The 26,720-nt window shown below is 66.0% G+C and carries 24 protein-coding genes and 2 pseudogenes; 13 read left to right on the forward strand and 13 right to left on the reverse strand.

Annotated features, from left to right (window positions below; all coding sequences use genetic code 11):
- Positions 1-201, forward strand: a 201-nt coding sequence (locus TBU01S_RS24525; RefSeq protein WP_217999631.1) for a hypothetical protein, incomplete at its 5' end; no start/stop codon positions are given.
- Positions 202-854: 653 nt separating this feature from the next.
- On the opposite strand, the gene TBU01S_RS23095 is transcribed toward TBU01S_RS24525, so the two are convergent.
- On the reverse strand, positions 855-1,475 hold the full coding sequence (locus tag TBU01S_RS23095) for a DUF7822 domain-containing protein (protein WP_083953633.1): 621 nt from the start codon (positions 1,473-1,475) through the stop codon (positions 855-857).
- 112 nt (positions 1,476-1,587) lie between these two features.
- Between TBU01S_RS23095 and TBU01S_RS23960 the strand changes: the two are divergent.
- Both TBU01S_RS23960 and TBU01S_RS23100 read left to right on the forward strand, forming a co-directional pair.
- Positions 1,588-1,746, forward strand: a pseudogene (locus TBU01S_RS23960) (IS110 family transposase); the annotation flags it as partial.
- A gap of 648 nt (positions 1,747-2,394) precedes the next feature.
- Positions 2,395-3,044, forward strand: a pseudogene (locus tag TBU01S_RS23100) (transposase); the annotation flags it as partial.
- Between the two features lie 40 nt (positions 3,045-3,084).
- Here TBU01S_RS23100 and vapC read toward each other — a convergent pair.
- The 6 genes from vapC to TBU01S_RS15010 form a co-directional block, all read right to left on the reverse strand.
- Positions 3,085-3,486 (reverse strand): type II toxin-antitoxin system VapC family toxin, encoded by a 402-nt coding sequence (gene vapC, locus TBU01S_RS14985; RefSeq protein WP_068637567.1) that lies wholly within the window; start codon positions 3,484-3,486, stop codon positions 3,085-3,087.
- Complete coding sequence (locus TBU01S_RS14990) at positions 3,483-3,677, reverse strand: type II toxin-antitoxin system VapB family antitoxin (RefSeq protein WP_068637569.1); 195 nt, start codon at positions 3,675-3,677, stop codon at positions 3,483-3,485. The genes vapC and TBU01S_RS14990 overlap by 4 nt, the downstream gene beginning before the upstream one ends.
- 149 nt (positions 3,678-3,826) lie before the next feature.
- Positions 3,827-5,071 carry a DUF2399 domain-containing protein gene (locus TBU01S_RS14995; RefSeq protein ID WP_068637570.1) on the reverse strand — a complete coding sequence of 415 codons (1,245 nt, stop codon included), beginning with the start codon at positions 5,069-5,071 and terminating at the stop codon, positions 3,827-3,829.
- A 5-nt stretch (positions 5,072-5,076) separates the two neighbouring features.
- On the reverse strand, positions 5,077-5,493 hold the full coding sequence (locus tag TBU01S_RS15000; RefSeq protein ID WP_068637572.1) for a putative toxin-antitoxin system toxin component, PIN family: 417 nt from the start codon (positions 5,491-5,493) through the stop codon (positions 5,077-5,079).
- Positions 5,480-5,755 (reverse strand): type II toxin-antitoxin system Phd/YefM family antitoxin, encoded by a 276-nt coding sequence (locus TBU01S_RS15005; protein WP_068637574.1) that lies wholly within the window; start codon positions 5,753-5,755, stop codon positions 5,480-5,482. The genes TBU01S_RS15000 and TBU01S_RS15005 overlap by 14 nt, the downstream gene beginning before the upstream one ends.
- Positions 5,756-5,798: 43 nt before the next feature.
- Positions 5,799-8,591 (reverse strand): AAA family ATPase, encoded by a 2,793-nt coding sequence (locus TBU01S_RS15010; protein WP_068637576.1) that lies wholly within the window; start codon positions 8,589-8,591, stop codon positions 5,799-5,801.
- 219 nt (positions 8,592-8,810) lie between these two features.
- Here TBU01S_RS15010 and TBU01S_RS15015 point away from each other — a divergent pair, with 219 nt between their 5' ends.
- The 4 genes from TBU01S_RS15015 (at position 8,811) to TBU01S_RS15030 (ending at position 10,925) form a co-directional block, all read left to right on the forward strand.
- Positions 8,811-9,431, forward strand: coding sequence for a hypothetical protein (locus TBU01S_RS15015; protein WP_068637578.1), 621 nt, complete (start codon positions 8,811-8,813; stop codon positions 9,429-9,431).
- A gap of 20 nt (positions 9,432-9,451) precedes the next feature.
- Positions 9,452-10,150 (forward strand): type 1 glutamine amidotransferase, encoded by a 699-nt coding sequence (locus TBU01S_RS15020; RefSeq protein ID WP_068637580.1) that lies wholly within the window; start codon positions 9,452-9,454, stop codon positions 10,148-10,150.
- Positions 10,151-10,266: 116 nt separating this feature from the next.
- The gene (locus TBU01S_RS15025) at positions 10,267-10,512 is read left to right on the forward strand and encodes a DUF6364 family protein (protein ID WP_068637582.1); all 246 of its coding nucleotides are present in this window, start codon (positions 10,267-10,269) and stop codon (positions 10,510-10,512) included.
- Positions 10,509-10,925, forward strand: a complete 417-nt coding sequence (locus TBU01S_RS15030) for a PIN domain-containing protein (RefSeq protein ID WP_068637583.1) — start codon at positions 10,509-10,511, stop codon at positions 10,923-10,925. Before TBU01S_RS15025 ends, TBU01S_RS15030 begins: the two co-directional genes overlap by 4 nt.
- A 108-nt stretch (positions 10,926-11,033) precedes the next feature.
- On the opposite strand, the gene TBU01S_RS15035 is transcribed toward TBU01S_RS15030, so the two are convergent.
- From TBU01S_RS15035 to prfB, 3 genes are all read right to left on the reverse strand, one after another.
- Positions 11,034-11,744 (reverse strand): hypothetical protein, encoded by a 711-nt coding sequence (locus TBU01S_RS15035; protein ID WP_068637584.1) that lies wholly within the window; start codon positions 11,742-11,744, stop codon positions 11,034-11,036.
- Between the two features lie 11 nt (positions 11,745-11,755).
- Positions 11,756-13,057 carry a hypothetical protein gene (locus TBU01S_RS15040; protein ID WP_068637586.1) on the reverse strand — a complete coding sequence of 434 codons (1,302 nt, stop codon included), beginning with the start codon at positions 13,055-13,057 and terminating at the stop codon, positions 11,756-11,758.
- A gap of 82 nt (positions 13,058-13,139) precedes the next feature.
- Positions 13,140-14,244, reverse strand: a protein-coding gene (prfB, locus tag TBU01S_RS15045) for a peptide chain release factor 2 (RefSeq protein ID WP_157659159.1) whose coding sequence is annotated in 2 segments (ribosomal slippage) — positions 13,140-14,162 and positions 14,164-14,244 — 1,104 coding nt in all. Because the reading frame shifts where the segments join, the coding sequence is not laid out codon by codon here.
- 272 nt (positions 14,245-14,516) lie between these two features.
- Between prfB and TBU01S_RS15050 the strand changes: the two genes are divergently transcribed.
- The 4 genes from TBU01S_RS15050 to TBU01S_RS15065 all read left to right on the forward strand — a co-directional run bounded on the left by TBU01S_RS15050 (position 14,517) and on the right by TBU01S_RS15065 (position 21,199).
- Positions 14,517-17,162: a bifunctional diguanylate cyclase/phosphodiesterase gene (locus TBU01S_RS15050; protein ID WP_068637588.1), complete on the forward strand. Its 2,646-nt coding sequence runs from the start codon at positions 14,517-14,519 to the stop codon at positions 17,160-17,162.
- Positions 17,163-17,255: 93 nt separating this feature from the next.
- Positions 17,256-18,671, forward strand: coding sequence for an aminotransferase-like domain-containing protein (locus TBU01S_RS15055; protein ID WP_068637590.1), 1,416 nt, complete (start codon positions 17,256-17,258; stop codon positions 18,669-18,671).
- A 91-nt stretch (positions 18,672-18,762) separates the two neighbouring features.
- Positions 18,763-20,169 carry a cytochrome c oxidase accessory protein CcoG gene (gene ccoG, locus TBU01S_RS15060; RefSeq protein WP_068637593.1) on the forward strand — a complete coding sequence of 469 codons (1,407 nt, stop codon included), beginning with the start codon at positions 18,763-18,765 and terminating at the stop codon, positions 20,167-20,169.
- A gap of 103 nt (positions 20,170-20,272) precedes the next feature.
- Positions 20,273-21,199, forward strand: coding sequence for a DMT family transporter (locus TBU01S_RS15065; RefSeq protein ID WP_068637595.1), 927 nt, complete (start codon positions 20,273-20,275; stop codon positions 21,197-21,199).
- A gap of 51 nt (positions 21,200-21,250) precedes the next feature.
- Here the strand turns inward: TBU01S_RS15065 and TBU01S_RS15070 are convergent, their stop codons facing one another.
- The 3 genes from TBU01S_RS15070 to TBU01S_RS15080 form a co-directional block, all read right to left on the reverse strand.
- Positions 21,251-22,162 (reverse strand): LysR family transcriptional regulator, encoded by a 912-nt coding sequence (locus TBU01S_RS15070; RefSeq protein WP_068637661.1) that lies wholly within the window; start codon positions 22,160-22,162, stop codon positions 21,251-21,253.
- 76 nt (positions 22,163-22,238) lie between these two features.
- Positions 22,239-22,487, reverse strand: a complete 249-nt coding sequence (locus TBU01S_RS15075) for a hypothetical protein (protein ID WP_068637597.1) — start codon at positions 22,485-22,487, stop codon at positions 22,239-22,241.
- A gap of 112 nt (positions 22,488-22,599) precedes the next feature.
- On the reverse strand, positions 22,600-23,373 hold the full coding sequence (locus TBU01S_RS15080) for an SDR family oxidoreductase (RefSeq protein WP_068637599.1): 774 nt from the start codon (positions 23,371-23,373) through the stop codon (positions 22,600-22,602).
- 253 nt (positions 23,374-23,626) lie between these two features.
- Here TBU01S_RS15080 and TBU01S_RS15085 point away from each other — a divergent pair, with 253 nt between their 5' ends.
- Both TBU01S_RS15085 and TBU01S_RS15090 read left to right on the forward strand, forming a co-directional pair.
- The gene (locus TBU01S_RS15085; RefSeq protein ID WP_068637601.1) at positions 23,627-24,475 is read left to right on the forward strand and encodes a DUF3348 family protein; all 849 of its coding nucleotides are present in this window, start codon (positions 23,627-23,629) and stop codon (positions 24,473-24,475) included.
- Positions 24,472-26,718, forward strand: a complete 2,247-nt coding sequence (locus tag TBU01S_RS15090; RefSeq protein WP_068637603.1) for a DUF802 domain-containing protein — start codon at positions 24,472-24,474, stop codon at positions 26,716-26,718. Before TBU01S_RS15085 ends, TBU01S_RS15090 begins: the two co-directional genes overlap by 4 nt.
- Positions 26,719-26,720: the final 2 nt, after the last annotated feature.

Here is a 26,720-nt window from a genome sequence, read left to right on the forward strand (position 1 = left end):
GATGCTGCCGACCTCGTCAGTTCGCTTGACGGCCTGCTCCTTGAACTCAGCCGTGTATTCCTGTTTCGGGATGCGCTTCACGTCGTTCTTCCTCTCGTTGTGTCGATCCTACGACGACTACGCTGGAAGACGAAATTCGTGGGGCAGCTCAGAGCTGAGGCGGCGGAAGTAGATACGTCCAGCCAAGCCAAAAGTCAGTAAATTGCCGAGTGTGAGAAGTGCTGATTGGCCGCGAGAGAGTGGCGGCCATAAGTAGGGAAGACCTGACTTGAGGAAGAGTACGCAGCGGACTGCCGTGACTCTTTGCGCTTGCGATAGCTTGTCAGTGCCTATCAAGCGATGCTCCCGGAGATCGCAGTAGAGCAGCCACAAGAACTGATTGTAGATCTCCCGTACTGCCGGGTCGTCCGATTCTGGCACCGAATCGTCGAACTGATAGTTGGTGATGCGGGCACCAATGAGCCACCGGGTTGATTCGGCTAGTACTGCTCGGGCTTGCTGATCGACTTTCATAGGGCGTTAACGAATGAATTAAGCCGCGCCGCGAAGCGGCGTCGGCTTGAATGACTACAAAGGGACTTCCCACTTCCGCCGCTGGCCTGTTCGGTGCCAAGATTGACTTATAGAGGTAAGCCCCCGACTGTGACGAGGGACTCACCAAGGTTTGACCTTTACGGCGGTCGGCGTGAATTTCTGATCTCTGCCAAGAGAAGGAGATTCACGATGAAAGAGTACCAGAGCCTGAGTCCCACGGGATGGGACTGCAAGCACCATGTGATGTTCATACCGAAGAGGCGCAAGAAGCGGGTGTTTGCAAAAAGCGTAGCATTTTAACGGCCCGGTCGTTGGGCTTGTTATGCATTGGTAAAGTCGAAGTACAGGATGTTTGACCAGTTTCCAAGCCCGAGGGCATAGATCGGCTTCATCGGATCTTGCGCTGGCGTCTGTGATTCGGGTGCACGGCCCAGCAGCTTAGAAAAGAAACCAACTGGTTTAGGCGGCACAACGGGAGGTGGCACCAAGGATTGCAGCGCCTGTTCCGCTTCAGGTTGTAAATTTCTTATCTGCTCAAGGAGTGCCAGATTCTGCTCAAGAAGTGGTATCTCACTCATATCGAAAATCTCACCGCACTCCAACACGAAGTATTGGTTCTGGTTGTCTGGTTTGTTCAAGAAATCGATGGATTCGGCAATCAAGTCCTGAGCCGATGGAAGCGCTACTTTCGACAAGAATCCTTCGAGGTTCTTGACGCCGGAAGCGTAGTCACCTATTAGAGCAATTTCCTCCGGGTTGTCCCAAATCGAAGATGGACATGTCTTTGGGTTGCCAGAGAGGAGAAGCTTGAAAACGATTGGTATGTCGTAGTTCCATTCCGAGATGCCAATCAGTTTTCTGTCGTTGGCCTTGGCGCTTGGCCCGGGAATGACATTGGTTGAGTAAAGATACGGTTGGCCACGATGATTACTCCGATGCATAACGAATGAAAAGGACTTCCCCGTCCCGGCCTGACCGCATTGCGGCAATCGGCACCTGAGTGTCACGATGGGAAGTGCGAACTCTCATCAATCGGTCCGAAAGGGGAAGTCCATGAGCATTATGACCGTTGGAGTCGATCTCGCCAAGAACGTGTTTGCCGTGCATGGCATCGATGAAGCCGGTTGCGTCGAGTTGGTACGCCCGGCGGTGCCGCGTGAAAAGCTGCGCGAACTGATCGCAAGCTTGCCGCCGTGTGTGATCAGCATGAAAGGGAGCACGTGCCGAATAAGGCCGATTGGGGAAAGGACAGTCTGTTCTGTCCTTGTCCGGCGCGATGCCGGCAGTCCAGAATCGGTCACGTCCGGGCGTGATCAGCAGGAGAAGAAGATGGGTGCATGATCAACGGCTGCTGTCTGCAGAAAACAGTTGACGGGAAGTCCCTTGGGGATGGGTTGGGCTACTGCCTGCAACAGCCCAGGCATGAAAGTTGGCGCTGGCGAGACGGCGGCCACGGCGCACTGACGAAGGACGACGGCCAATGCAGGCGCACCGGGTAGCCATATAACCAGCGAGTTCTCCGAGCGAAATGGCAACTGCTTCAAGCAAGGGCATAGTTACGAATAGATGGCTATGAGAATTGCGATGAAGAACGCTAGCCCCACAACAGCCACAAACTCGGGATCGTGTTTAGTGCCCTTCTTGGGCGGGTAACGGCCGAGAGTAACCGCGCGAAGCACAACCCAACCTGGCCAGTAGAAGATGCCGACAAGAATGATCTGGGCGAGAGCTTCAAGCATGAGCGGCCCAACGAATGAAAGGGACTTCCCCGTCCCGGCCTGACCGCATTGCGGTGATCGGCACCTGAGTGCCACGATGGGAAGTGCGAAGTCTCATCAATCCGTCCGAAAGGGGAGGTCCATGAGCATTGTGACCGTTGGCATCGATCTCGCCAAGAACGTGTTTGCCGTGCATGGCGTCAACGAAGCCGGCCGCGCCGAGCTGGTACGCCCGGCAGTGCCGCGTGAGAAGCTGCATGAATTGATCGCAAGCCTGCCACCGTGCGTGATCGGCATGGAAGCGTGCTCGGGTGCGCATCACTGGGCACGGCTGTTCCAGGCTTCGGGTCATACCGTTCGCCTGATCGCACCGAAGTTCGTCACGCCCTACCGCATGAGCGGGCGACGCAGCAAGAACGATGCGGCCGACGCCGCTGCGATCTGCGAGGCAGTGCAGCGGCCCCACATGCGTTTCGTGCCGATCAAGACGCTCGATCAGCAATCGCACCTGATGGTGCTACCTGCCTGGTCGCCATGATCGGCAACGGTCATGACTTCGGCTGCGGTCGGCAGTTCGCCGCCTGGCTCGGCCTGGTGCCCGGCCAATACAGCTCGGGCGGCACGGCCCGACTGGGCCGCATCACCAAGGCCGGCGATCCCTACTTGCGCAGTTTGCTGGTCATGGGTGCGCGAGCAGTGTTGGCGGCAGCGAAGAACAAGACCGACACATTGAGTCGCTGGGCGATGGCTTTGCAGCAACGGCGAGGCTACTGGAAGGCGGTGGCTGCAATCCTGTTCCTGTACCGGGAGGTGCTGGAGCAGTCCTTGCCGGTCAGCTTGCAGCAAGCGCGGACTGGAGGCCCAGATGCGTGACGAACGGATCGAAATCCCTGTCGCTATATAGCAAGGGCAGGCCATTTTCGATGCAGTGGGTGGCAATCACGGTATCGATCGTTTTCCTCACCGTCACGCCCAGCGTCCGCAACGAGCGGAAGTTTCTGGTGGCCTGGATGGCAATGTCCCGCCCGCACAGGTCAACGATGACCAATGAGGCCATCAGTGTTCTGGCTTGGTTGAAGTCGCGTTCGGCGGTGAAGCCTTGTAGCACTTCGGCCAGGATCAAGTCACCTATTGCAATTGGCTCCACGCCAAGCAGCGAGTCCAGTTTTTCGGCTTGTGGTGTCGCGTTTCCACGGAAGTAGTCGATCCAGACGCTGGAATCGACCAGAATCATTTGTCGGACCTCATCGAATCGAGGTCTCCCTGCCAGTTCAGCTTGCCGCGAAATCGGCGAATTTCTTCCTGTTGCCGGAGGCGAAGGAGTGTCCGAAGGCCAAGCTCGACTGCTTCACGCTTGGTCTTCAATCCCGTTGCGCGCAGTGTTTCGTTCATGAGCGTGTCGTCAATCACGATGTTGGTACGCATGATGTGTATTTCCCATTCTCAACATACACATCGTAGCTCCAGGTGAGAGGCTTGGCAATCCGGCGATTCGATCCGACGGTCAGCCATCAGCCTGTCATGTCTGCATCCTGAGTATCGACTCCATAGCAGAACCGCGTTCCAAGCGCCGCTTACTGCCAGAACAGGCTTTCCTGCTCGCCTTTTTCACCCGTATCCAGCATGGCTGAAGCAAGTTCGGCGAGCGTGGATGGCAGGGCCTGCTGCTGTAGTTGTTCGAGCAGGCCGCGGTCGCGTTCGGTGAGTGGGCGGCGGTGGATCAGCCGGTGCAGGTCGGCGGCATCCATGCGCCAGGGCGCCCATTCCTGGCCGGCTTTTTCCCACAGGGTGCTGGCCTGCACGGCGATGGCGATGCCGTCCGGATCGGGGTCGCAGGCGATGGCGGCGGGTGCGGGGGCGAGGCGCAGCAAGTGGGCGACGGCGTCGCGCCACCAGCCGGGTGGGTAGCCGGGTAGCCACAGCACGGCTTCGTCCGGGGTTCGGGCTGCGGCGGCCTTTTTGAAGGCGCTGCGGTTTTCCACCAGGCGCCAGCAGGAAGGCGGGTTGCCGATCGCGGTAATGGCCTGCACGGCCTGGGGCGGCAGGCCGACAAAGCCGGGCAGGGCGGCCAGCGCCAGCGTGCCGGTGGCGCTTTCCAGGCTGAGGTTTGCGGCGATGAGCAGCAGGGGTGCGTGGGCGGCGATGCCGAATGCGGCCAGGTCGACGTTGTCGGTCAGCCAGCGCCATTCGGCGTCGGTGATCTTTTTGGTCTCGGTACGGGCGAAGAAGGCGAAATCCCGCCGGGTAGCCTGCCCGCTGCGGTGTCCGGCATCGTGCCAGTTTTGCAGGGCAACAAGCAGCTCCAGCCGGGCCAGGGCGATGCCTGGCGGGCTTTCGTCCAGCGTGCTGCGGGCAGCGTCGAGTTCTTCCAGGCCCAGCGGAGTGTTGCGCAGTTCGGTCCAGCGGAGCTGGTCGGCGTCCGGCTCAGGCTGGCCGAGGGCTGCGCGCAGCGCAGCGGGGTCGAGAAAGCGCAGGCTGTGGGCCTGCCAGCCGCGTTGCGGATCGCGCCGCTCTTCCACTTCCGCCAGGCCGTCGGCCAGCAGGCGTTCGAAGAGCTGCAGCGCGGCGTTTGCCCGTGCGGCGCTGGCGCGGGCGAGCAGGGTGGCGCAGCGGTAGTGCTTGCCGGTTTCGGCACGGCGTACCCACAGCGCCAGGACTTCGCGCCAGCTTGCGGGCCAGGTATCCAGTGCGGCGGCGGGGCTGTTGAAGGCGCAGCGCAGGCGCTTGCCGCGCAAGGTGGAGCGGGTGGGGTCGGTGAGCCAGGCGGCGGAGATGCCGTGGGTGTCGGGCGGGAGCCAGGTGAGTTCTTTCGCTTCCACTCGATCTACCGCATGGCGACGAGAAAGGCTGCTGGCGGCATGATGGGAATTCCATGCCAAGGGTGCAGGCTGGTGAGATGGGGGTCGCTGGCGACGATCAGTTCGGCCTCTGCGGTTTCGGCAAGGGCGAGAAACTTGTTGTCCTTCGGATCGATGCAGTCATTGACCTCGTGGATGACTTCGAAGTGATGCGCATGCCGGGTGAAGCCAGTGATGAATTCATCGCGTTGGGCCGGAGGGGTGTAACGGTCGAACTTGGGGCGTGACAGCACTGTTTGCAGTTCGGCCAGTGTTTCGTCGCTGACGCAAATCTCGAATTGGAGAAAGGCCTTTTCCAATGCGAGTGCCGGGATCGAGCCCGGCCGGATGGCGGCGCTGACCAATACTCCCGTATCGACGACGATGCGCCTAGCGAAGCTCATGCACGAGGTCGTTGATGTCGTCGTCGGTCAATCCGGCAGCGGTGTCGCCGCTGCTCCGGACGAGGGCTTGCCGGTATTGCGCGTACCAGTGTGCGGCGTCGTTGCGCCGCTGTTGCAGGGCGCGTACTTCCTGCATGTCGTGCTCGGAAACGACGTAGGCAACGACGCGCCCGCGGCGAGTTACCTGCACTGGTTCGCGCTGCGAGCGGTCTATCAGTTCGCCAAAGCGGTTTTGTGCTTCGACCGAGGTAAATGTGATCATGGCTGAACTCCATGAATTGGCTATTTCAGGTGTTTGAAGCCTATCACGAGACTGCCCGTTGCAGCACCCCGATCGGTGGCGCCCAATCATCCCCCGGCTGTTTCTTGCGCGTGACCAGTGTCAGTTGCGCGGGGGCGAAGACGTTGGCGTTGTGCGTTACCGGAGTCGTGATGAGGTATTGCGCGCGGGTGGCGCGCAGGAAGGTGCCGACGCGGTCGATGTTGGCGACGTCGAGGTGGGCGAAGGGTTCGTCGATGAAGACGAAGCCGCCGGGGCGGGCTTCGTCCATCAGCAGGGCGATCAGCAGGATCAGGGATTTCATCACCTGCTGGCCGCCCGAGGCTTCGCCGTCGTTGAGGCCGACGGCGCCCTTGCGGTCGAAGTCGAAGCGCACTTCCAGCCCGGCCTGGGCCAGCGACAGGTCGTCGTTGTCGAGGTGAGGGGTGGGGCAGTCGACGCTGAGGTTGGCGAGCTCGCCCAGCGCCTTCAGGTTTTTGGCGTACTGGCGCACGGTGGCGCGCAGCTTGGCGATGTAGGCGGCGCGGGCGTTGTCGGTGTGGTGGCGCGCGGTGGCGCAGTAGCCCTGGCGGTCGAGGTAGTCGCGTTCGCGCAGGGCGACGTCGGCGGCGAGGCGGTCGCGCACGACGAGCACCGCCGGGTCGGTGATCCAGTCGCCTTCTTCGAGGCGGCGGCGCAGGCGGTCGAGCTCGGCGCGGGCGCCGCGGGCGTCGCCGTAGCGTTCGGCGAGCAGGGCGAGTTCGCCGCTGTCGAGCCAGTGCGGCGGCATGCCGCGCCGGCGGCGGCGCAGGGCGAGGATGCGCTCGGCCTGGGTGCGGCGGCGCGGGCCGTGTTCGCGGGCGATGTCGGCCAGGCGCTGGTCGATGGCCTTGAGCTCGCGCTGGCGGCGGTCGGCTTCGATCTGGATGCCGCTGAGTTTTTCGTTCAGCGCGTCCAGTGTGCCGCGCATGTCGGCGCGCTCGGCGATGGCGGCGGTCAGCGCTTTTTTCGCCTGCGGCAGCTCGGCTTCGGCGGCGGCGTAGCGTTCGGCATTGGCGGCCAGCAGTTGCGCCGATTGCAGGCCGAGCATGCGTTGGCGCAGGGCGGTGACGCGCTCGGTGGCTTCGTCCAGCTTGGGCCGCAGGGCGTGCAACTGCTTGTCGAGCGCGGTGATTTCGTCCTGCAGCGCGGCGATGCGCGACTGGCGGGCGAGTTCGCCGAAGTGGAATTCCTGCGGCCGGCCCAGGTGGCGGGCGCCGCGGCGTTCGCGGTGGTAGCCGTCGCGGGTGATCCATTCCTGCTCGCGCGGCAGCTCGCGCGCGGCGTCGGCGTTTTCGACGCGGCGGATGCGGTTGAGCAGGTCGGCCAGCCAGCGCGGCACCGGGGCGTCGAATTCCACCACTTCGGCCAGGCTCATCGGCCGCGGCGGCGGCGCGGTTTCGCGCTCGGGCACGATGAAGTGGCGGAAGCGTTCGCGCTCGCCCAGCGCCCAGGCGGCGTGGCGGTCGGCTTCGCGTTCGAGCAGGATCAGGTGGCGGTAGGGGCGCAGGATGGCTTCGAGCGCGGCCTGCCAGGCCGGATCGGTCACTTCGACCACTTCGGCCAGACTGCGGTGGGCGATGCCTTCGGCGCTGAGGCGGACGCGGAAGCGGGAGACTTCGGCGTCGCCCGGGGGGCTGTTGCGGTTGCGCTCGGCGCGCAGGGTTTCGGTCTTGTCCTCGAAGGCGGCGACGAGTTCGCGTTCCTTGGTGCGCAGGCGGGCGCGGGCGGCATCGGCTTCCTCGTGTTCCTGTTCCAGCGCGACGGCGTCGGCGCCGTGTTCGCTGGCGAGCTGGGCGCGCAGGGTGTCGCGTTCGGCGAGCAGCTTTTCCAGGTCGCGCACGCGGTCGTGGGCGGCGAGGTAGGCCTGTTCGGTGGCGGCGTCGCCATCCTTCAGGCGCGCGCGTTCGGCCTTGCCGGCGTCCTGTTCGGCGCGCACGGCGTCGAGCCGCAGGCGGGCGTCGCGCTGTTCGGCCAGCTTGTCGGTGCGTTCGCTGCCGACGCGGCGCAGCGCCTCGCGCTCGGCGGCGGTGTCGCGCGCGAGTTCGGCCACTTCCAGGCGCGGCACGAGCTCGGCCTGCAGGGCCTGAGCTTCGTCGGCGAGCTGCTTCCATTCCAGGAAGCGGTTGGCTTCGGCCTTCTTTTCCTCGGCCTGGGTCTTCAGGCGGTCGAGGTCGATGCCGAGTTCGTCGAGTTCGCGCTCGGCGGATTTCTGCTCCTCGCGCGCGGCCTGGTAGTTGTCCAGCACCTCCTTGTCGCCGAACACGTCGAAGACCAGTTCCAGCAGCGCCTTGGGCGAGTATTCGCACAGCTTGTCGGTGTCGCCCTGTTCCAGCGCCAGCACCTTGGTGATGGCCGGCGTCAGGCCGCCCCAGGCGAGGCGGTGCTGGTAGTCGCGCAGGCCGATCCAGTCGTTGCTGGCTTCCAGCGCCTCGATGTCCTGGTTGCCGTCGACGATGGTGTAGTCGCGTATCCAGTCGCCGCCGGCCTTGCGGATGCGGCAGGCGAGGGTGACTTCGTCCGACAGGCAGGGGAAGAAAGGCCGCTTGCCGCTGCTGCCCGGCAGGTTGGCGACGATGGCGCGTATCCACGCGAAGCTGCGGTCGGCGCGGCGCACATAGCGGCGGAAGTCGCGCTTGCCCGAGCAGCGCAGCGCGAACAGCGTGCGCAGGGCGTCGAGCAGCGTGGTCTTGCCCGAGCCGTTGGGGCCGACGATGGTGATGATCTGGGCGTCCAGCGGCAGCGAGAAGCGGCGCCAGAAGTCCCAATGGACGAGTTCCAGGGTCTTGATGTGAAACATCGGGTATTCGGCCGAAAGGGTTTGCGGCCCGGCAGCGGATGGCGCGGGCAGGATGCGAGGCGGGCAGTGTAGCGGCGGCCCCGGCCGGCGGCAAATGCCCCGGCCATGCCGGAAGCCGAGCCAGCGTGGTGCGGGACGGAAACTGAGCTGCATCAATGCCGTGCATGGCCGGCCCCGCGACACTGGGCGCCCGTGCATCGCTCCACAGAGGCCGACCCGATGAGCTTTCCCGAATTCTTCCACCACGTGCCGCGCATCCGCGTGCATGATCCCCTGGCCGACTTCCTCGGCGCCGCCGAGGGCGGCGTGCTCGAATACGGCTACGAGGATGCCGTGAAGCTGGCCGGGCATTCCTGCCCGACCGTGGCGTCGGCTTATGTGCTGGCCTGCCGCGCGATGGGCCTGCTCTACCCGGATGCCTTGCCCGAGCGCGGCGGCGTCCGCGTCGATTTCGCCGAACCGCTGGAGCAGGGCGTGACCGGCGTCATCGCCAGCGTGCTGACGCTGATCACCGGCGCCACGCAGCAGGGCGGTTTCAAGGGCATCGCCGGACGTTTCGTGCGCCGCGGCCTGCAGCGTTTCGAGGCTGAATTGCCGCTCGCATTGCGGCTGACGCGCATCGATACCGGCCGCTTCGTCGATGCGGCGTCGGATCTGTCGCAGGTGCCGGCGGTAGCCGAGATGTCGGCGCTGATGGGGCGCTGCCTGCATGGCGAAGCGGACGACGGAGCGCGCCGCCGCTTCGGCCAGTTGTGGCAGCAGCGGGTGGAACGCATCTTGCTGGATTGCTGGGATGACGACGCGGTGTTCCAATTCCGCGTCTCCCCGACAACTGGATAAGAGAAACGGATATCCGACCCATGCACGCGCACATCCTGCAGCACGTCGCTTTCGAGGGACCGGGCAGCATCGGCCCCTGGCTGGAAAACGCCGGCTACGACATCGGCACCACCCGCTTCCACGAGAACGCGCTGCTGCCCGAGCCGGAGTCGGTCGATCTGCTGGTCGTCATGGGTGGGCCGATGAGCGTCAACGACGAGGCCGAGTTGCCGTGGCTGGCGGCGGAAAAGCGTTTCATCGGCGAAGTCATCCGCCTCGGCAGGCCGGTGCTGGGCGTGTGCCTGGGCGCCCAACTGATTGCCTGCGCGCTGGGTGGGCGGGTGTTTGCCAACCGCGAGCGCGAGATCGGCTGGTTTCCGGTCGAGGCGGTGGCGCACGACGGTCCGGCGCTGTTCCGCTTTCCGCCGTCGGTGGAGGTCTTTCACTGGCATGGCGAAACCTTCACGCTGCCGGCCGGTGCGGTCCGTCTGGCGCGCAGCGCGGCCTGCGACAACCAGGCTTTCCAGTTCGGCAAGGCGGTGATCGGGCTGCAGTTCCACCTGGAAACCACGCCCGAGTCGGCGCGGCAGATCGTCGAGCATTGCCGCGATGAGCTGCAGCCCGCGCCCCATGTGCAGTCCGAAGCCGAAATCCTGGCTGCGGAAAATGGCAGATACGCCGCGATCAACGGCTTGATGGCCGAGGTGCTTGCCTTCCTGCATGCCGCCGGCGGCCGCTGAAGCGGGGGACGGGGCGGCAGGCGCGGACCCGGCATCACTCGCTGGATTGCCGGCCCGCAACAGCTTCGAGGTTGACGTACAATATTTCCAAAACTACACGTCAACTGGAGTGCGCCATGCAAACCAAACTCACCCTGCGGCTCGATGCGGTACTGATCGAACAGGCCAAAGCGCAGGCGCGGCGCAACGGCAAATCCTTGTCGCAGCTCGTGGCCGACTATTTCGCACAGCTTGGCGAGACGCCCGCCCAGTCGTCGCTGCCGCCCACCATCGCCGCGCTGAAGGGCGCGCTCAAGCGTGCCGGCGCAAACCTGCCCGATGAGCAGGACTACCGCGCTTATCTTGAAAACAAGCATCGATGAACATCCTTTTCGATACCAGCGTCGTGCTCGACGTCCTGCTCGACCGCGCGCCCTTTGCGCACGACAGCGCCCAGGTGCTGGCCTTGGTGGAACGTGGCGAGATACGCGGCAGCCTGTGCGCCACCACCGTCACCACGCTGTTCTACCTGTGCCAGCGCGCACTGGATGCGCACCAGGCGCGCACCCACGTCGGTACGCTGCTGGACCTGTTCGACATCGCGCCCGTCAGCCGCGTGGTCCTGAGCGACGCACTGGGAACAGCCTTTGCCGACTTTGAAGATGCCGTGCTGCACGAAGCCGCCCGCCATGCCGGCTGCCAGGCCATCGTCACCCGCAACGTGCGCGACTTCGCCGCCGCTGGCCTGCCGGTATACGCGCCCGGCGAACTGCTGCGAATCCGGTCGGGCGGGTAAGCGAGCTGCTGGAGCTGCCCCCTCCGCCCACGGTCAGGCGTGGCAAGCTCTGCGGGGAACTGTCCGTAGGGCGCGGTGCGACGGAGCCGTGCGGGTTTGCGGGTGCCGTCAGGCGGGGTCTTCCGCGTCGTCCTCGCCGATGTCGGCGAGGATTTCGGCGTTTTCGAAGGCGTTGGTTTCCGGCATGGGGTGGCCGGCGCGGGCGATCACTTCGCCCAGCGTGCCGTGGATGATGCGGTCGGCCATCACGCGGTAATCGAGCGCGACGTCGAGCAGCGGCCCTTCGCCGATGATGCCGGCGCGGCGTTCGATGAAGCCCAGGCGGGCGAGCTTGCCGAGCGCGATCGTCATGCGCGTCTTGCCGCCGAGGCGGGGGCCGAAGTCGGCCAGCAGCGAGCTTTCGGTCAGGCTGCCGGAGACGGCTTCGCCGTGGGCGACCGGCTTGTCGCCGCCGAACATGTCGGTCTGGCCGTCGTCGACGAGCTCGCGCCGCGTGACCTGGCGCTCGCGCTTTGGCAGCACGATCAGCGACCAGATCACCACCAGCAGCGCGATCTCGTCGCGCGTCAGGCCCAGGTTGCTCGCCGCATACTCGCGGCCGGCGCCGAACACCGGCTCGGCCATGTCGGCCTGCAGCGCGACGCCGACGTGGGCGGCGTAGGGGTTGTCGAGCAGTTGCAGGCCGACGTCGGCCAGGCGGCGGTCGAGTTCGATGCGAAAGCTCTCATCGACCAGCGCGCGCCGCACCATGCGGTCACTGCGCGGCAGCCAGCGCTGGGCGAGCAGGCGGGCGGTGAGCGTCTTCAGTTCGTGTTCCATGGGCGCACCGTTCAGGAGTGGGTGAGTGGGGCAGGGGCGCGCGGCGGGCGCGGGACGCGGGGAATGACCTCGCCGGTGTTGATGGCGGCGATCTCGTCTTCGCCGACTGTGACCAGTTCGTCACCGAAATGGACGTCCAGCGGCAGGCGCATGAAGGCGCCGACCGGCCCGTCGACCGGGCTGGCATCCTCGCCGTCGGCCAGCAGGGCGAGCAGCGACAGGCGGTAGCTGGCCGGCGCGAAGCCGCCGCCGGCGACGACCTGGTGCAGCGGCCGGGCGCCGGGCAGGGCGTCGAGGCGGTGGGTGAAGTGCTCCAGCATCGCCAGGTCTTCGGTCTCGGGCGCGGCGTCGACCGGTGTGGCATCGGGCGGTGGCAGCGTGGCGTCGGTCGCGTTCTGCGCAGCTTCGCCGCCGAGCGCGCTTTCGGCGCGGTCCAGCAGTTCATGCCCGCCGGCCAGCAGCGGTAGTTCGGGCACTGCGGCAGTGCAGCCCATGGCAAGGCCCGCCAGCGTGGCGCCGTCCAGCCGGCGCAGCCAGGCGGCGACGTCCGACGAGGAGATGCCGGAGCTGCCCAGCGTCACGCGCTGCGCCTCGATCTTGTTCAGCGCGCGCTGGAAGGAGGCGTCGGCGCGCGCCAGCCGCGACTGCGCCAGGCCGATGCGCTGGGCGACGCGGGCGAGCTCGAAATCGGCATCCGGCTCGGCCAGCAGCTTGTTGAGGATGTCGGTGCCGCGCTCCAGCCAGCGGCCATTGGCCGACAGCCGGCGGCGGGCGTCGAGGATGCGGAACTCGGAGCCGGAGGCGATCGCTTCCTCGAAGTGCCAGGTGAGGTCGGTGAGCTTGGACAGCAGGTGGCCGAGCGATTCGGCGGTGACGCCGCCGACAGCCTGCAGGCCGGCCAGTTGCGCGGTGAGAAAGCCCAGCTCGGCGTCTTCCTCGTCGCCGAAGCGCAGCAGCATGGCCAGTGCGGCGACGGCGTTGCGGCCGATGTCCGACAGCGCGTACTGGCCGTCCTCGCCGATGGCGAGCAGGGCATTGTCGCGCAGGCGCTTGAGCACCGTTTCGAGCTTCACCGGGTCGAGATAGGCGAAGCGCGCGCGCAGCGCGTCGGGCGACCAGCGCGGCACCTCGGCCTCCTGACCGATCTCGCGCAGCACCAGCAGGCGCATCAGCACTTCGGCTTCGGTGCCGCGGAACAGCGTGATGAAGGCGTCGAGCAGCGGCCGCGCCGACGCCAGCGCCGCCAGTTCGGGCACTTCGTCGGCGTCGACGCCGGGAGCGAGGAAATCGGACAGATTGAGAGACGGATTCAAGGTGGTCGGTTGATCAAGGTTCGTTGATCGCGGCCAAGGCCGCTCCTACACGCCGTAGGAGCGGCCTTGGCCGCGACGATGATCAGACGCCCTGCTTCAGGCTCGCGGCGATGAAGTCCGCCAGGTCGCCGTCCAGCACCGCCTGGGTGTTGCCTACTTCGTAGTTGGTGCGCAGGTCCTTGATGCGCGACTGGTCGAGCACGTAGCTGCGGATCTGGTGGCCCCAGCCGATGTCGCTCTTGCTGTCTTCCAGCTTCTGCTGCTCGGACTGGCGCTTGCGCAGTTCGAGTTCGTACAGGCGCGCCTTCAGCATCGACATCGCTTCGGCCTTGTTCTTGTGCTGCGAACGGTCGTTCTGGCACTGCACGACGATGCCGGTCGGCTCGTGCGTGATGCGCACCGCGGAGTCGGTCTTGTTGATGTGCTGGCCGCCGGCGCCGGAGGCGCGGTAGGTGTCGATGCGCAGGTCGGCCGGGTTGATCTCGATCTCGATCGAATCATCGACTTCCGGATACACGAACACCGACGTGAAGCTGGTGTGGCGGCGGGCGTTGGAGTCGAACGGCGATTTGCGCACCAGGCGGTGGATGCCGGTCTCGGTGCGCAGGTAGCCGTAGGCGTATTCGCCGCTGATCTTGATCGTGCAGTTCTTGATGCCGGCGACTTCGCCTTCGGTCTCTTCCATCAGCTCGACGCTGAAACCGTTCTTCTCGGCGTAGCGCAGGTACATGCGCTCGAGCATGCCCGCCCAGTCCTGCGCCTCGGTGCCGCCGGCGCCGGCCTGGATTTCGATGAAGCAGTTGTTGGGGTCCATCGGGTTGCTGAACATGCGGCGGAATTCGAGCTTCTCGATGTCCGCCGCCAGCCCGCCGAGATCGGCCTCGACCGCCTCGAAGGTGTCGTCGTCGTCCTCGGCTTCGGCGAGTTCGTACAGATCCTTCAGGTCGCGCGACTGGGCGTCGATGTGCTGCAGCGTCAGCACCACGTCCTCGAGCACACGCTTTTCCTTGCCGAGTTCCTGCGCACGCTCGGCGTTGTTCCAGACGGCCGGGTCTTCCAGCGCGCGATTGACTTCTTCGAGCTTCGATGCTTTCACATCGTAGTCAAAGATACCTCCGTAGTTCGCGACCCCGGGCGGCGAGGTCGGCGAGTTTCTCGGCGATGGCGTTCTGGCGTTCGGCTTCCATGCAAGGCTCCGGCGGAATCTGGAAAGCCGCGCATTATACCGGCAGCCGGCGTTCGCCCGCAGGTGGATCGCGTGCCCGGTTCGGGAGCGGGTGCGGCTCGGGCCGCCAGGATGGCCCCGATCGGGAGCCGATGATGGCAGCTCATGCATTCCGGCTGAGCGCCATCCATCATTTGTTGGTGCGCTATGCCGGGCAGGGAGCGAGAATGTCCGCCGCTGGAGAAAGGCTCTTCGGGGGGCTTTTCCGTCATCGTTCAAACGCATCGAGGCTACATGTACCGGAACAAGGATTCTGTTCTTCCTGCTCTGATTACCACGATTGTGGTGTTGAACATGCTCGTCGGTGCCGTGTTGCTCTATACGCTTGGCGAATCGAAGCAGCGCAAGGAAGCCGAGGTTCGCGCGATGGTCGAGAACCTGTCCCTGCTGCTCGACCAGAGCATCACGTCTTCGGTCAGGGAGATCGATCTCTCCCTGCAATTGATCGGCGATCAACTGGAGCGCGAACTGCGTTCGGGCGCAAGGCTGGAGGTGGAGCGCACGATGGCGGCGATCTCCCAGCAACAGGGCCGGATTGCGGAAATTGCCGAACTTCGCGTTACCGACGAGCACGGCATGGCCGTGCTCGGTTTCGGCGTCACGGCACAGGCATGCACCCGTTGCGCCGGCCAGTCCTTCTTCGAAGAGCACCGGTCGGGGGCAGACCTCGGGCTGGTCGCCAGCAAGCTGATCCAGGGGGAGGGCGGGGACACATGGATGATGGTTTTCTCGCGGCGCTACAACTACCCCGATGGTCGGTTTGCAGGGGTGGTCGCAGCCGTGGTGTCGTCACGCCAGCTCGAACTGCTGCTGTCCGGGCTCAAGCTCGGCCCGCACAGCATTGCGTTGATGCGCGACCTGGACATGAGGCTCGCCGCCCGCGTTCCGCCGTCGGCGGGCATGGGGGGCCGGATCGGCAGCCAGGGCGGCTCCCGCGAACTGAGAGACATCGTTGCGGCAGGGGCGAGAGCGGAGTCCTTCTACAGCGCCAGAACGGCGGACGGCATCAGCCGCATCAACGCTTTTCGCCGTCTGTCCCTGATGCCGGCGTTCGTGGTCGTCGGCTGGGGGGAAGAAGACTACCTCGCAGCGTGGCGGGACGACATGCGCAAGGCTGGCATGCTGGCGCTGCTCTTCCTGTTCGTCACCACCTTTGCCGCCTGGCTGCTCTGGCGCCTGATCGGTGTGAACGAACGTGCCAACCAGCGCAGCCGGATCCTGCTGCAGAACGCGAGCGACGGCATCCACATCACCGACCTGCAGTGCAAGGTGATCGAAGCCAGCGATGCGTTCTGCCGCATGCTGGGTTATCCGCGCAGCGAAATCATCGGCATGAACGTGTCGACGTGGGAGGCCAGGTTGACGGCCGCGGAGGCGCTCGACGCCATCCGGAAGATTCATGCATCGGGCGAGGTCTGCACGCTGGAAACCTTGCACCGTCGGGCGGACGGGGAGGTTTTTCCCGTCGAGCTGACGTCCTATCCGCTCGAACTCGATGGCAAGCCGGTCGTGTTCCATTCGGCGCGCGACATTTCCGCGCGCAAGAAGTCGGAGGCCGTGGTCAAGAAGCTGGCGTTCTTCGACCCGCTGACCGGCCTGCCCAATCGCCGTCTTCTGATCGAGCGCCTGGAAACGGCAGTGCGCTCATGCGCGTATCACAAGGGCAGGGGTGCCTTGCTGTTCATCGATCTGGACAACTTCAAGTCCGTCAATGACACCGCCGGGCATCACCAAGGCGACCGTCTGCTTCAGCAGGTGGCCGGGATCCTGCTCCAGTGCGTGCGCAAGGACGACAGTGTCGCCCGCCTGGGTGGCGACGAGTTCGTGGCGATGCTGGAAGGGCTGAACGGCGAGACCGCCGCGGCGGTACGCGAGGCCGAACTCGTCGCCAGCAAGATCCTGCACGCCTTGCGCAAGACCTTCCGTCTCGGCAACGCCGAATATCGGGGGTCCGCGAGCATTGGCGTGACGCTGTTCGGCGACGACCCGCAGGAAGGCACGGAAGAGCCCTTGAAGCGCGCTGACCTGGCCATGTACCGGGCGAAGCTTGCCGGGCGCGATGCGATCCGCTTCTTCGATCCGCAGATGCAGGCTGAAGTCAGCCGCCGTGCCGAACTCGATGCCGGACTGTGGCAGGCGCTCGAACGGCAGCAGTTCGTCCTGCACTACCAGCCCCAGATCCTCGCCGACGGACGCGTCGTCGCGGTCGAGGCGCTGGTGCGCTGGTGCCATCCCGAACGCGGCATGATTTCGCCGGCCGAGTTCATCCCGCTGGCGGAGGAAAACGGATTCATCGTGCCGCTGGGCCGGTGGGTGCTGGAATCCGCCTGTGTACAGCTTGCGCACTGGGCGTCGGACCCGGCAAGGGCAGAGCTCGCGATTGCGGTCAATGTCAGCGCACGGCAGTTCCGTCACGAGCACTTCGTCGACGAACTGATCGAAATCCTTGGGCGTACCGGTGCCCCGCCTTCGCGCCTCGAAATCGAGCTCACGGAAAGCGCCTTGCTGGACGATGTCGAAAGCGTGGTCGCCAAGATGGACGCGATGAAGGCAATGGGCGTGCGCTTCTCGCTCGACGATTTTGGCACGGGCTATTCGTCACTGGCCTATCTCAAACGCTTGCCGCTCGACAGGTTGAAGATCGACAAGGGTTTCGTCTGCGACATTCTGGTCGACCCCAATGATGCGGTGATCGCCAGGATGATCATCGTCCTGGCCGAGAACCTGGGGCTGCAAGTGCTGGCGGAAGGGGTGGAGACGGAAGCCCAGCGCGAGTTCCTCGTGCAGCAAGGCTGCAATGCCTATCAGGGCTACCTGTTCAGCCGCCCGCTGCCGGTGGCGGAGCTGGAGGCGTACTTCGACAGGCAGCAGCAGGTGTAGGAACGGACGCCTCCGCTTCCAGTGCGGTGCCCGAGGCCGGTCTGCGCGGGCATGCCTGGCGGCACTGCGCCGCCAGGCTGTTAGCATCCGGCCATGACGCTCTACCAGGACATCGCGGACAGGACGGCGGCGCTGATCGCCGATGGCGTGCTGCGCCCGGGCGAGCGGCTGCCCTCGGTTCGGCAGGCGTGCCGGCGCCATGGCGTCAGCCCGGTCACGGTAACGCAGGCCTACCACCTGCTCGAAAGCAGGGGGCTGATCGAGGCGCGGCCGAAGTCGGGCTATTTCGTCCGCGCCCGGCTCGGGCATGGCCTGCCCGAACCGGCCATGAGCGATCCGGTCGGCGAGGCGACGGCGCTGCAGGTCAGCGACTTCATCTTCCAGATCCTGGACAGCGTGCGTGACCCCGCGATCGTGCCACTCGGGTCCAGCTTTCCGAGCCCGGACTTGTATCCGCTGGACAAGCTGGGCCGCTTCCTCGCCGGCGCGGGGCGCAAGCTGGCGCCGCTGTCGACGGTGACCGATCTGCCGCCGGGCAACGAGGAGCTGCGGCGGCAGATCGCCCTGCGCTACCTGGCGCAGGGAGCCGCGGTGTCGCCGCAGGAAATCGTCATCACCTCCGGCGCGCTGGAAGGCATCAACCTGTGCCTGCAGGCGCTGACCCGGCCGGGCGACCTGATCGCGGTGGAGTCGCCCACCTTCTATGCAGGACTGCAGGCCAGCGAGCGGCTGGGGCTGAAGGTGGTGGAGATTCCGAGCCATCCGCGCGAGGGCGTGAGCCTGGATGCGCTGGCCGGTGCGCTGCGCCGCCATCCGGTCAAGGCCTGCCTGTTCATGCTCAACTTCTCCAACCCCACCGGCAGCCGGGTGCCGGACGAGAACAGGCGCGCGCTGGTCGAACTGCTGCGCAGGCACCAGGTGCCGCTGATCGAGGACGACGTCTACGCCGAACTGTATTTCGGCCGCGATGCACCGGCCGCCGCCAAGGCGCTGGACGCGGACGGCCTGGTGCTGCACGTGTCCTCGTTCTCGAAGTGCCTTGCGCCAGGCTACCGGGTGGGCTGGGTGGCGGCCGGGCGCCATGCCAGGGAAGTCCAGCGGCAGAAGTTCTCCACCAGCCTGGCGACGGCGGTGCCGCTGCAGGTCGCGCTGGCCGGCTACATGAAGCGCGGCGGCTTCGATGCGCACCTGCGCAGCTTGCGCCGCCAACTGGCGGAGCAGGAGGCGATGCTGGTGGCGGGCATCGAGCGGCACTTTCCACCCGGTATCCGGCTGGCGCGCCCCGACGGCGGCTATTTCCTGTGGCTGGAGCTGCCGCCGCAGGCCGATGGCCTGCGCCTTCATCAGCAGGCGCTGGCGTGCGGCATCAGCATCGCACCCGGACCGATCTTTTCGGCGACGCGCGAGTTTCGCAACTACCTGCGCTTGAACTTCGGCCATCCGGCCGGCGCCCGGCAGGATGAGGCCTTGCGTACGCTCGGTGCGCTGATCGGGCAGCAGCTCGCCTGATCTGTTCCTATCGAAAATCGTGTCGTCTGAATCTGTTCCGGTTCTGTGCCGGATGATGTACTTCGCCCATCGCAAGAACCGGAGTTCCCCGATGGGCAAGGCTGTCAGCAAGGTGCGCGAAGCCAGACTTGAGCTTTACCGCAACAAGGGCACGATCCACGCCAAGGCAGTCGAAGGGCGCTTCAATAGCGCGCGCTGGGCGATGGTGTGGCTGACCCAGATCGTTTTCTATGGCGCCTGCTGGCTGCGCTGGGACACGGGCGAGGGAGCGAGGCAGGCGATCCTGTTCGACATCGTGCATGAAAAGCTCTATCTCTTCGGCCTCGTGCTGTGGCCGCAGGACGCGCTGCTGCTGGCTTTCCTGCTGATCCTGGCGGCGACCGCGCTGTTCTTCGCCACCGCGCTGGCCGGGCGGCTGTTCTGCGGCTTCGCCTGTCCGCAGACGGTGTATACCTCGATCTTCGTGTGGATCGAGACCAAGGTCGAAGGCGACCACCTGGCGCGCCTGAAGCTGGACCAGAGCCCGATGTCGGCGCGCAAGCTGGCGATCAAGGCCGCCAAGCACGGCATCTGGGCGCTGGTGGCGATCTGGACCGCGATCACCTTCGTCGGCTATTTCACGCCGATCCGCGAACTGCTGCCGTCGGTCGTGGCCCTGCAGACCGGCCCGTGGGAAAGCTTCTGGCTGATCTTCTACGCCTCGTTCACCTACGTGCAGGCCGGGCTGGCGCGCGAGGCGGTGTGCCAGCACATGTGCCCGTATTCCCGCTTCCAGGGCGTGATGATCGATGCCGCGACCGCCAGTGTCAGCTACGACCGCCGCCGCGGCGAGCCGCGCGGGGCGCTGCGGCACGCGGGCAGCACCGGCGACTGCATCGACTGCGGCATCTGCGTGCAGGTCTGCCCGACCGGCATCGACATCCGCGACGGCCTGCAATACCAGTGCATCAACTGCGGCCTGTGTGTAGACGGCTGTAACCAGGTGATGGACAAGCTCGCCGCGCCGCGCGGGCTGATCCGCTTTGCGTCCGAGCACGAACTCGCCGGCATGCCGAAGAGGGGCGGCAGCGGGAAACGGCAACGGCTGCCGGGGCCGCGGGTACTGGTCTATGCCAGCCTGCTGCTGCTGTTCTCAGTGCTCAGCGCATGGACGCTGGGCCAGCGTTCGACGCTGCGCGTCGACGTGATCCGCGACCGCGGCCTGCTGTCGCGCGAAACCGCCGAAGGCCGCATCGAAAACGACTACACGCTGAAATTGATCAACATGGAGGAGGTGCCGCGCCGCTTCCGTGTCGAGGTCGCCGGGCTGCCGGGACTGCGGATCGAAGGCGGCAACGAGTTCGGCGTCGGGCCGGGCAGCATCCACACCGTGCCGCTGGTCGTGTCGTCTCCCGCCGGAGGAGCGCCGGCGGGAGCGAGGCCGATCGAATTCCATACCGTTGCGCTTGGTGATGCCGGCACCGAGCGCCGGGAAAAGAGCCGTTTCATCCTGCCTTGAGCGCCACATGCGGTGCATCGGGGCATTGCGTGGCACACTGCCGCGCACCCTCGCACGGGCGCCCCTGCGAGGGCGGCCCATTCATTCTGGAGAAGAGGTTCAGTTGAGCAGCGCTCATCACACGGGACTTTCCGATACGGCCAAGGGCTTGCTGGCCGCGCTGGTCGTCGTCATCTGCTGGTCGGGCTTCAACATCGTGTCGCGCTTCGGCAGCACCGCGACCTTCACCCCCTTCGACCTCGCGGCGCTGCGCTACGGCGTGTCCGGGGTGCTGGCGATGCCCTTCTTCATCCGCATGGTGCCGCCGCGCGAGTGGCCGCGTTACATGGTGCTGGCCGTGTTCGGCGGACTGGGCTACGGCATCCTCGTCTATTCGGGCTTTGCCTTCGCGCCGAGCGCGCATGCCGGCGTGTTCGTCAACGGCGGGATTCCGTTCTGGACCGTGGTCATCGTCGCCGCCATGGCGCGCTTCCACATCGCCCGCCAGACCGTGCTGGCGCTGGCCCTGTCGACCGCCGGCCTGGTGCTGATCGGCTTCCGGAGTCTGTTCGCGTCGCCGACGCCGGGCGAATGGATCGGCGACGTGCTGTTCCTTGCCGCCGCGCTGAGCTGGGCGGTCTTCGGGCTGCTGATGCGCCGCTGGCAGATCCGTCCCCAGTTGGGCATCCTCGGCATCGCCACCTTCTCGATGCTGTCCTACATGCCGGTCTATTTCCTGTGGCTGCCGGGCAACATCGCCCAGGCCGGCTGGGGCGAGATCGGCCTGCAGGCGGTCTACCAGGGCATCATCGCCGCGATGCTGGCGGCCGGCATGTACAGCTATGCCAACCAGAAGATCGGCGCCTGCCAGGCCTCGATGATGCTGGCGCTGGTCCCGGCCTTCTCGGCTATCGGCGGTTTCCTGATCCTGGACGAGGCTCTGGGCCTGATGACCATGGTCGGGATTCTCGTGGTGTCGCTGGGTGCGCTGATGGGAGCCTTGCCGCCTGGCGCCCTGAGCAGGCTGCGTTTCTTCAGTTCAGGGAACTGATGCGGGCGGAATGCACGCCGCGGCGCGATTGCGCTGCGCGAGGCCTCGACTTCATGGGCTGTTTTTGTCCAGGTGCGGAGCCAGCAGGCTTTCCAGCCAGTCGATGAACAGGCGCAGCCGGGACGAGCGCTGGTGCCGGTGCGGATACAGCACGGTCACTTCCATCGGCGGCGCGGGCCAGTGCGGCAGCACTTCGACCAGGGCGCGCTTTTCCAGCAGATCTTCCACGTCGAAGCGCGGTACCTGTATCAGTCCCAGCCCCGCGCGGCAGCATGCGATGTAGGTCTCGACGTTGTTCACCAGCACCGGGTGGCGCATGCTGACGGTGCGCAGGCAATCGTTCGCGTCCAGGTAGTCCCATGTGGCCGCCTGTCCGGGGCTCGATGCGTAACCAATGGCCCAGTGACGGTCCAGATTGTCCGGATGCTCGGGATGGCCGTGCTGTTCCAGGTAGTCCGGGCTGGCGCAGTTGACCATGCGCACACGTCCGAGAGGTCGTGCTGCAAGGCTGCTGTCCTGCACGCTGCCGACGCGCACGACGCAGTCCACGCCGTCTTGCGCGAGGTTGATGTTGCGGTCGCTGGCGCCCAGCGTAAGAACGAATCGAGGGTGCTGCGCCAGCAGCTCTGGCAATGCGGGTGCCAATAGCCGGCGCGCAATGCGGCTGGGCACGTCGACATGCAGGCCGCCGACAACCTGCCGCCGCCCGGAACTGAACAGTTGCTCGATCTCTTCCGCGTCGGCCAGCAGCGGCGTCAGGCGCTCCAGCAGGCGCTGGCCATCGGGCGTCAGGCTGACTTGGCGAGTGGTCCGGTGCAGCAGGCATGTTTCCAGCGTGCGTTCGAGACCTTGCACGGCTGCCGACACGCTGGAGCGTGGAATGCCGAGCGCATTGGCGGCGCGGATGAAGCTGCGCGCCTCGACCACCTGAATGAAGATTCGGTACTGCTCCAGACGATCCATGATCACGCAGTCCGGCATGGCCGGTCAGTGAGGGCGTTCTGCATGGCTGCCATGCTGGACGCGGCGGCTGCCATGCTCAGCCTTTCTTCAGCAGCACGAGAACCCAGAACGTGATGACGGGTACACCGAAAAGCACGAGATGGATTGGCAGTTCCTGTGCCAGCGTATAGCCATGCGACAGGCCGGTGCGCAGGTTCAGCAAGGTGACCGCCAGCCAGGCGACGGTGAACAGCGCAGCGGCAATCTTGCGTTGCGCCGAGGGTGTGAACCACAGCGTGATTGCGGTGGCTGCAAGGCCGAGCAGGATGATGATGGCTGTGCGCATGGCTTTTCCCTTGCTTGGGGAGCGCGCGGCGACGTGTCGCTCCCGGTGGCATGATACGCATCGACGCACCTGGCCGCCGTCGACGATGAAGACGAAACGGGAGCCGCCGGTGCTACTTGGTGGTGTAGCCGCCGTTGATCAGAATGGTCTGGCCGGTGATCCACCAGCCATCGGTCACCAGATGGCGGATGAAGGGCACGACGTCCTCGATATGGGTCAGCCCGGTCGGGCTGAAGGGTGACAGTGCCGCAGCGGTCTTGTGGTAGGCAACTGCGTCCGGGCCTTCAGCGGGGTAGAAGAAGGGGGTGTCCATGGGGCCGGGGCCGACGGCGGTGACGGAAATGCCCCGTGCGCCAAATTCCTTGGCGGCAGCGCGGGTGTAGTGCTCCACCGGCGCCTTGCCGCCCGCATAGGCGGCATAGAAAGGGGTGAATGCGCCCAGCAGTGAAGTCACCAGCGTCACCACCTTGCCATTGTCCGCCAGTTGCCTGCCCGCTTCGCGGATGAACAGGAAGGCGCTTTTGTTGTTGACGGCGTCCAGATCGTCGAACTCCTCTTCGCTGATCTCGACGATGGGCTTCTTCAACACTTTGCCCACGGTATTGACGGCCACGTCGATCTGGCCGAACTCCGCACGGACATCGGCAAACAGTTTTTCGACGTTCGCGCCTTTGGTCAGATCCCCCTGAAAGGCAGCGGCTTGCACACCCAGTGCCTTGACGGCGGCCACGGTGGCATCGGCTTCCGCCTTGCTGGCGTCGCTGTTGTAATGCACGGCCACGGCTTTTGCGCCTTGCGCGGCAAAATCGCGCGCGATCAAGCCGCCCAGGTTCTTGCCGCCACCCGCGATCAGAACGACCTTGTCTTTCAGTGAATGGTTTGCCATCGGAAAGCTCCTGTTTCGACACGGTTGCGAGGGATTGGAGTCTAGGCGGGTAGCGCTTCCGGATAAAGTGGCCATAGCTGGATGGACTGGTCAGTTTTGGCGGCCAAACGCGGGGACTGCTGCATGCACAGCTAGCACGTTTGCCGTCCGCTGCGAGGTTTTGAATGGCGCGATCGACCTGACGCGCACGCTCCATCGCCCCGCTTTGGTGTAGCCTTCGCCCTTTTCCGCCCATTGGGCATCGGGTCGGGGGATGGCGCAGGGGCTGCCGAATACGCGTTTCAACAGTGCCGCGCTGGTGCGGGCCTTGGCAGAGCTGGCTGTGGCGGATGCCGTGGAGCCCAGGCAGTCCTTTGCCGAGCGCCTGGGCGCGTGGCTGGATTTCAAGGATGCGCTGGCGCTGTATCCGGCACTGAATTCGGGCGCAGCTGCCGCCACCACAGCGCTTGTCACGGCATCTCCGGCAGCGAACGCGGCGGCCTTGCGTGCGGAGCTGGTGCGCATGCGGAGCGGCCTGGCGGAGAGCATCGCCGCCGCCGATGAGGCGGCGCGGGGCGGTGCCGATCCGGCTGCGGTCTGGCCGGAAGCGTTGGCCGAAGCTGCCGCCGACGCGCTTGCCGACCCCGCTGCGCCGAATTTCTTGCCGCTCCACCGCTATTACCTGGCCCGGCAGCGCAGCCTGGCGGGCGGCATCGCGCCCTTGCGGGCGCGGGCGCGGGCGGAAATGGCACGGCGGTCCGCCGTGCTGAAGCAGCTCGCCACGCTGGATGCGGTGATGGAACAGGCGCTGGCTGCGCGCGAAGCCGGCTTGCTGGCGCAGGTGCCGGTGTTGCTGGGCAAGCGCTTCGCCCGTCTGTCCGAGGCGCATGGCGCGCGGCCCGGCGCGGAATCGGCCGGAAGAGGTGAGGGCAAAAGCGGCGCTGAAACAAGCGGCGGAGCAGGGCAGGACGACGGCTCTGGCCGATGGATGCAGCCGGATGGCTGGCTGGCGCGCTTTTGCGCCGAGATGCAGCACGTGCTGCTGGCCGAACTGGACCTGCGGCTGATGCCGGTGGCGGGGCTGGTGGCGGCGCTGGATACGGAATCGACGGAACGGGAATGAACAGAAGCATGAGCGTGGCGGCCTTCCTGCTGGGGGGGGCCGTGGTGGTGTGGGTGGGCGCGGGCTATGTCGGACGCAGTCCGCTGGCCCTGGGAATGACGGTGCTGATCGGCCTGGTGTACCTGGCCGGTACGCTGGAACTGCTGCGCTTCGAGCGCGCCACGGCGGCGCTGCGGCAGGCGCTGGGCGCGCTTCCGGCCGCGGATGCGGGAGAAGGCGCCGGGGCGGCGGAGAGCAGCGCAGTGGCAGCCGGATTCGAACGCTGGCTGGGCGGCCTGCCGGTTTCGCTGCGCAACGCGGTGCGCCTGCGCGTCGAAGGCGAGCGCATCGGCCTGCCCGGCCCGGCGCTGACGCCCTATCTGGTGGGCATGCTGGTGCTGCTGGGCATGCTGGGCACTTTCCTGGGCATGGTGATGACGCTGGACGGCGCGGTGGCCGCGCTCGAAACCACCACCGATCTGCAGACCATCCGTGCGTCGCTGGCGGCGCCGGTGAAAGGGCTGGGCGTCGCCTTCGGCACTTCGGTCGCGGGCGTGGCAGCATCGGCGATGCTGGGGCTGATGTCGGCGCTGTGCCGCCGCGCACGCATGCAGGCTTCGCAACTGCTGGATGCCCGCATCGCCGGCGAACTGCGCGGCGCCTCGCTGGCGCATCAGCGCCAGAAGGCTTTCGCCGCCATCGAGCAACAGGCCCGCACGCTGCCGGCGCTGGTCGACAGCCTGCAGGCCATGATGGTGCAGATGGAGCGCCAGGGCAGGGAGTTGAACGAACATCTGACCGCCGGTCAGCAGCGTTTCCACGACGAAGCGCGCAGCGCCTATTCGGCGCTGGCCGCGTCGGTGGACACATCGCTGAAACACAGCCTGACCGAAAGCGCGCGCCTGGCCGGGCAGACCATCCAGCCGGTGGTGGCCGACACCATGGCCGGCATCGCGCGCGAGACGGCCGCGCTGCAGCAGCGCGTGGCCGACGGCGTGCAGGCGCAGCTCGATGGCGTGGCGCAACGTCTGGATCAAGCCACCACCCGCGTCGCCGACACCTGGACGGCGGCGCTCGCCCGCCATGAAGCCGATAGCGAGGCAATGGGCCGCAGGCTGGATGCTTCCCACGCCGCATGGGCCGAAGAATTCGCGCAGCGCGCCGCCGCCCTGCTGGCTTCGGTCGGAGACGCGCATGCCGGCCTGCTTACCGAGCTTGCGGCGGCGACCGAAGGCATCGCGCGCCACACCACCGAACTGCACATGCGCGTGGCCGATGCCCTGCAGGCGCGCTTCGACGGGCTGGCGGCACGCTTCGATGCCGGTGCCGGCAGTGCGGCCGAAGCCTGGGTGAAGGCGCTGGCCGGCCACGAGCACAGCAGCCGGACGACGAGCGCCGAACTGCGGCAGGCCTTGCAGGCTTTTGCCGATACTTTCGCGCAGCGCTCGGCCGGGCTGGTGGAGCAGGTGGGGACGCAATTGTCCGCGCTGCAGGCTGAACTGGCCGCGCAGGATGCGGCCCGGCAGGCTGCGCAGGCACAGGCACTGGATGCGATGGCGGCCGCCTTGCGCGACGAATGGCGCCAGGCGGGTGAACAGGCCGGCATGCGGCAGCAGGACGTTCTCGCCCGCCTGGAGGAAACCGCGCGCAGCCTGAGCGCGGCCACGCAGGAACAGGCCAGCCGCACCATCGAACAGGTCGGCGGCCTGCTGCAGACCGCCGCCGAAGCACCGCGCGCCGCGGCCGAAGTGATCGGCGAGCTGCGGCAGGAACTGTCGGCCAGCATCGCGCGCGACAATGCCGCGCTGGCCGAGCGCAGCCGCATCATGGAGACCCTGGGCGGCTTGCTGGATGCGATCAACCATGCGTCCACCGAGCAGCGCCAGGCGATCGACGCGCTGGTCGCCTCGTCGGCGTCGGCGCTGGAACGTGCCGGCGCCGGCTTCGCGCAACGCATCGAGGCCGAATCCCTGCGGCTCGACGAAACCGCCGGCCAGATCGCGGGCGGCGCGGTCGAGGTGGCGAGCCTGGCCGAAGCTTTCGGGCTGGCGGTGCAGCTCTTCAGCGAATCCAACGACAAGCTGATGGCGGGCTTGCAGCGCATCGAAAGCGCGCTGGAAAAATCCATGACACGCAGCGACGAGCAACTGGCCTATTACGTGGCGCAGGCGCGCGAGATCATCGACCTCAGCCTGATGTCGCAGCAGCGCATCGTCGAGGACCTGCGGCAGCGCCCGGCCGGGGCGCCCGCCGGAGAAGCCTGAGC

The organism is Thauera butanivorans NBRC 103042 (assembly GCF_001591165.1).
Lineage (GTDB): Bacteria > Pseudomonadota > Gammaproteobacteria > Burkholderiales > Rhodocyclaceae > Thauera > Thauera butanivorans.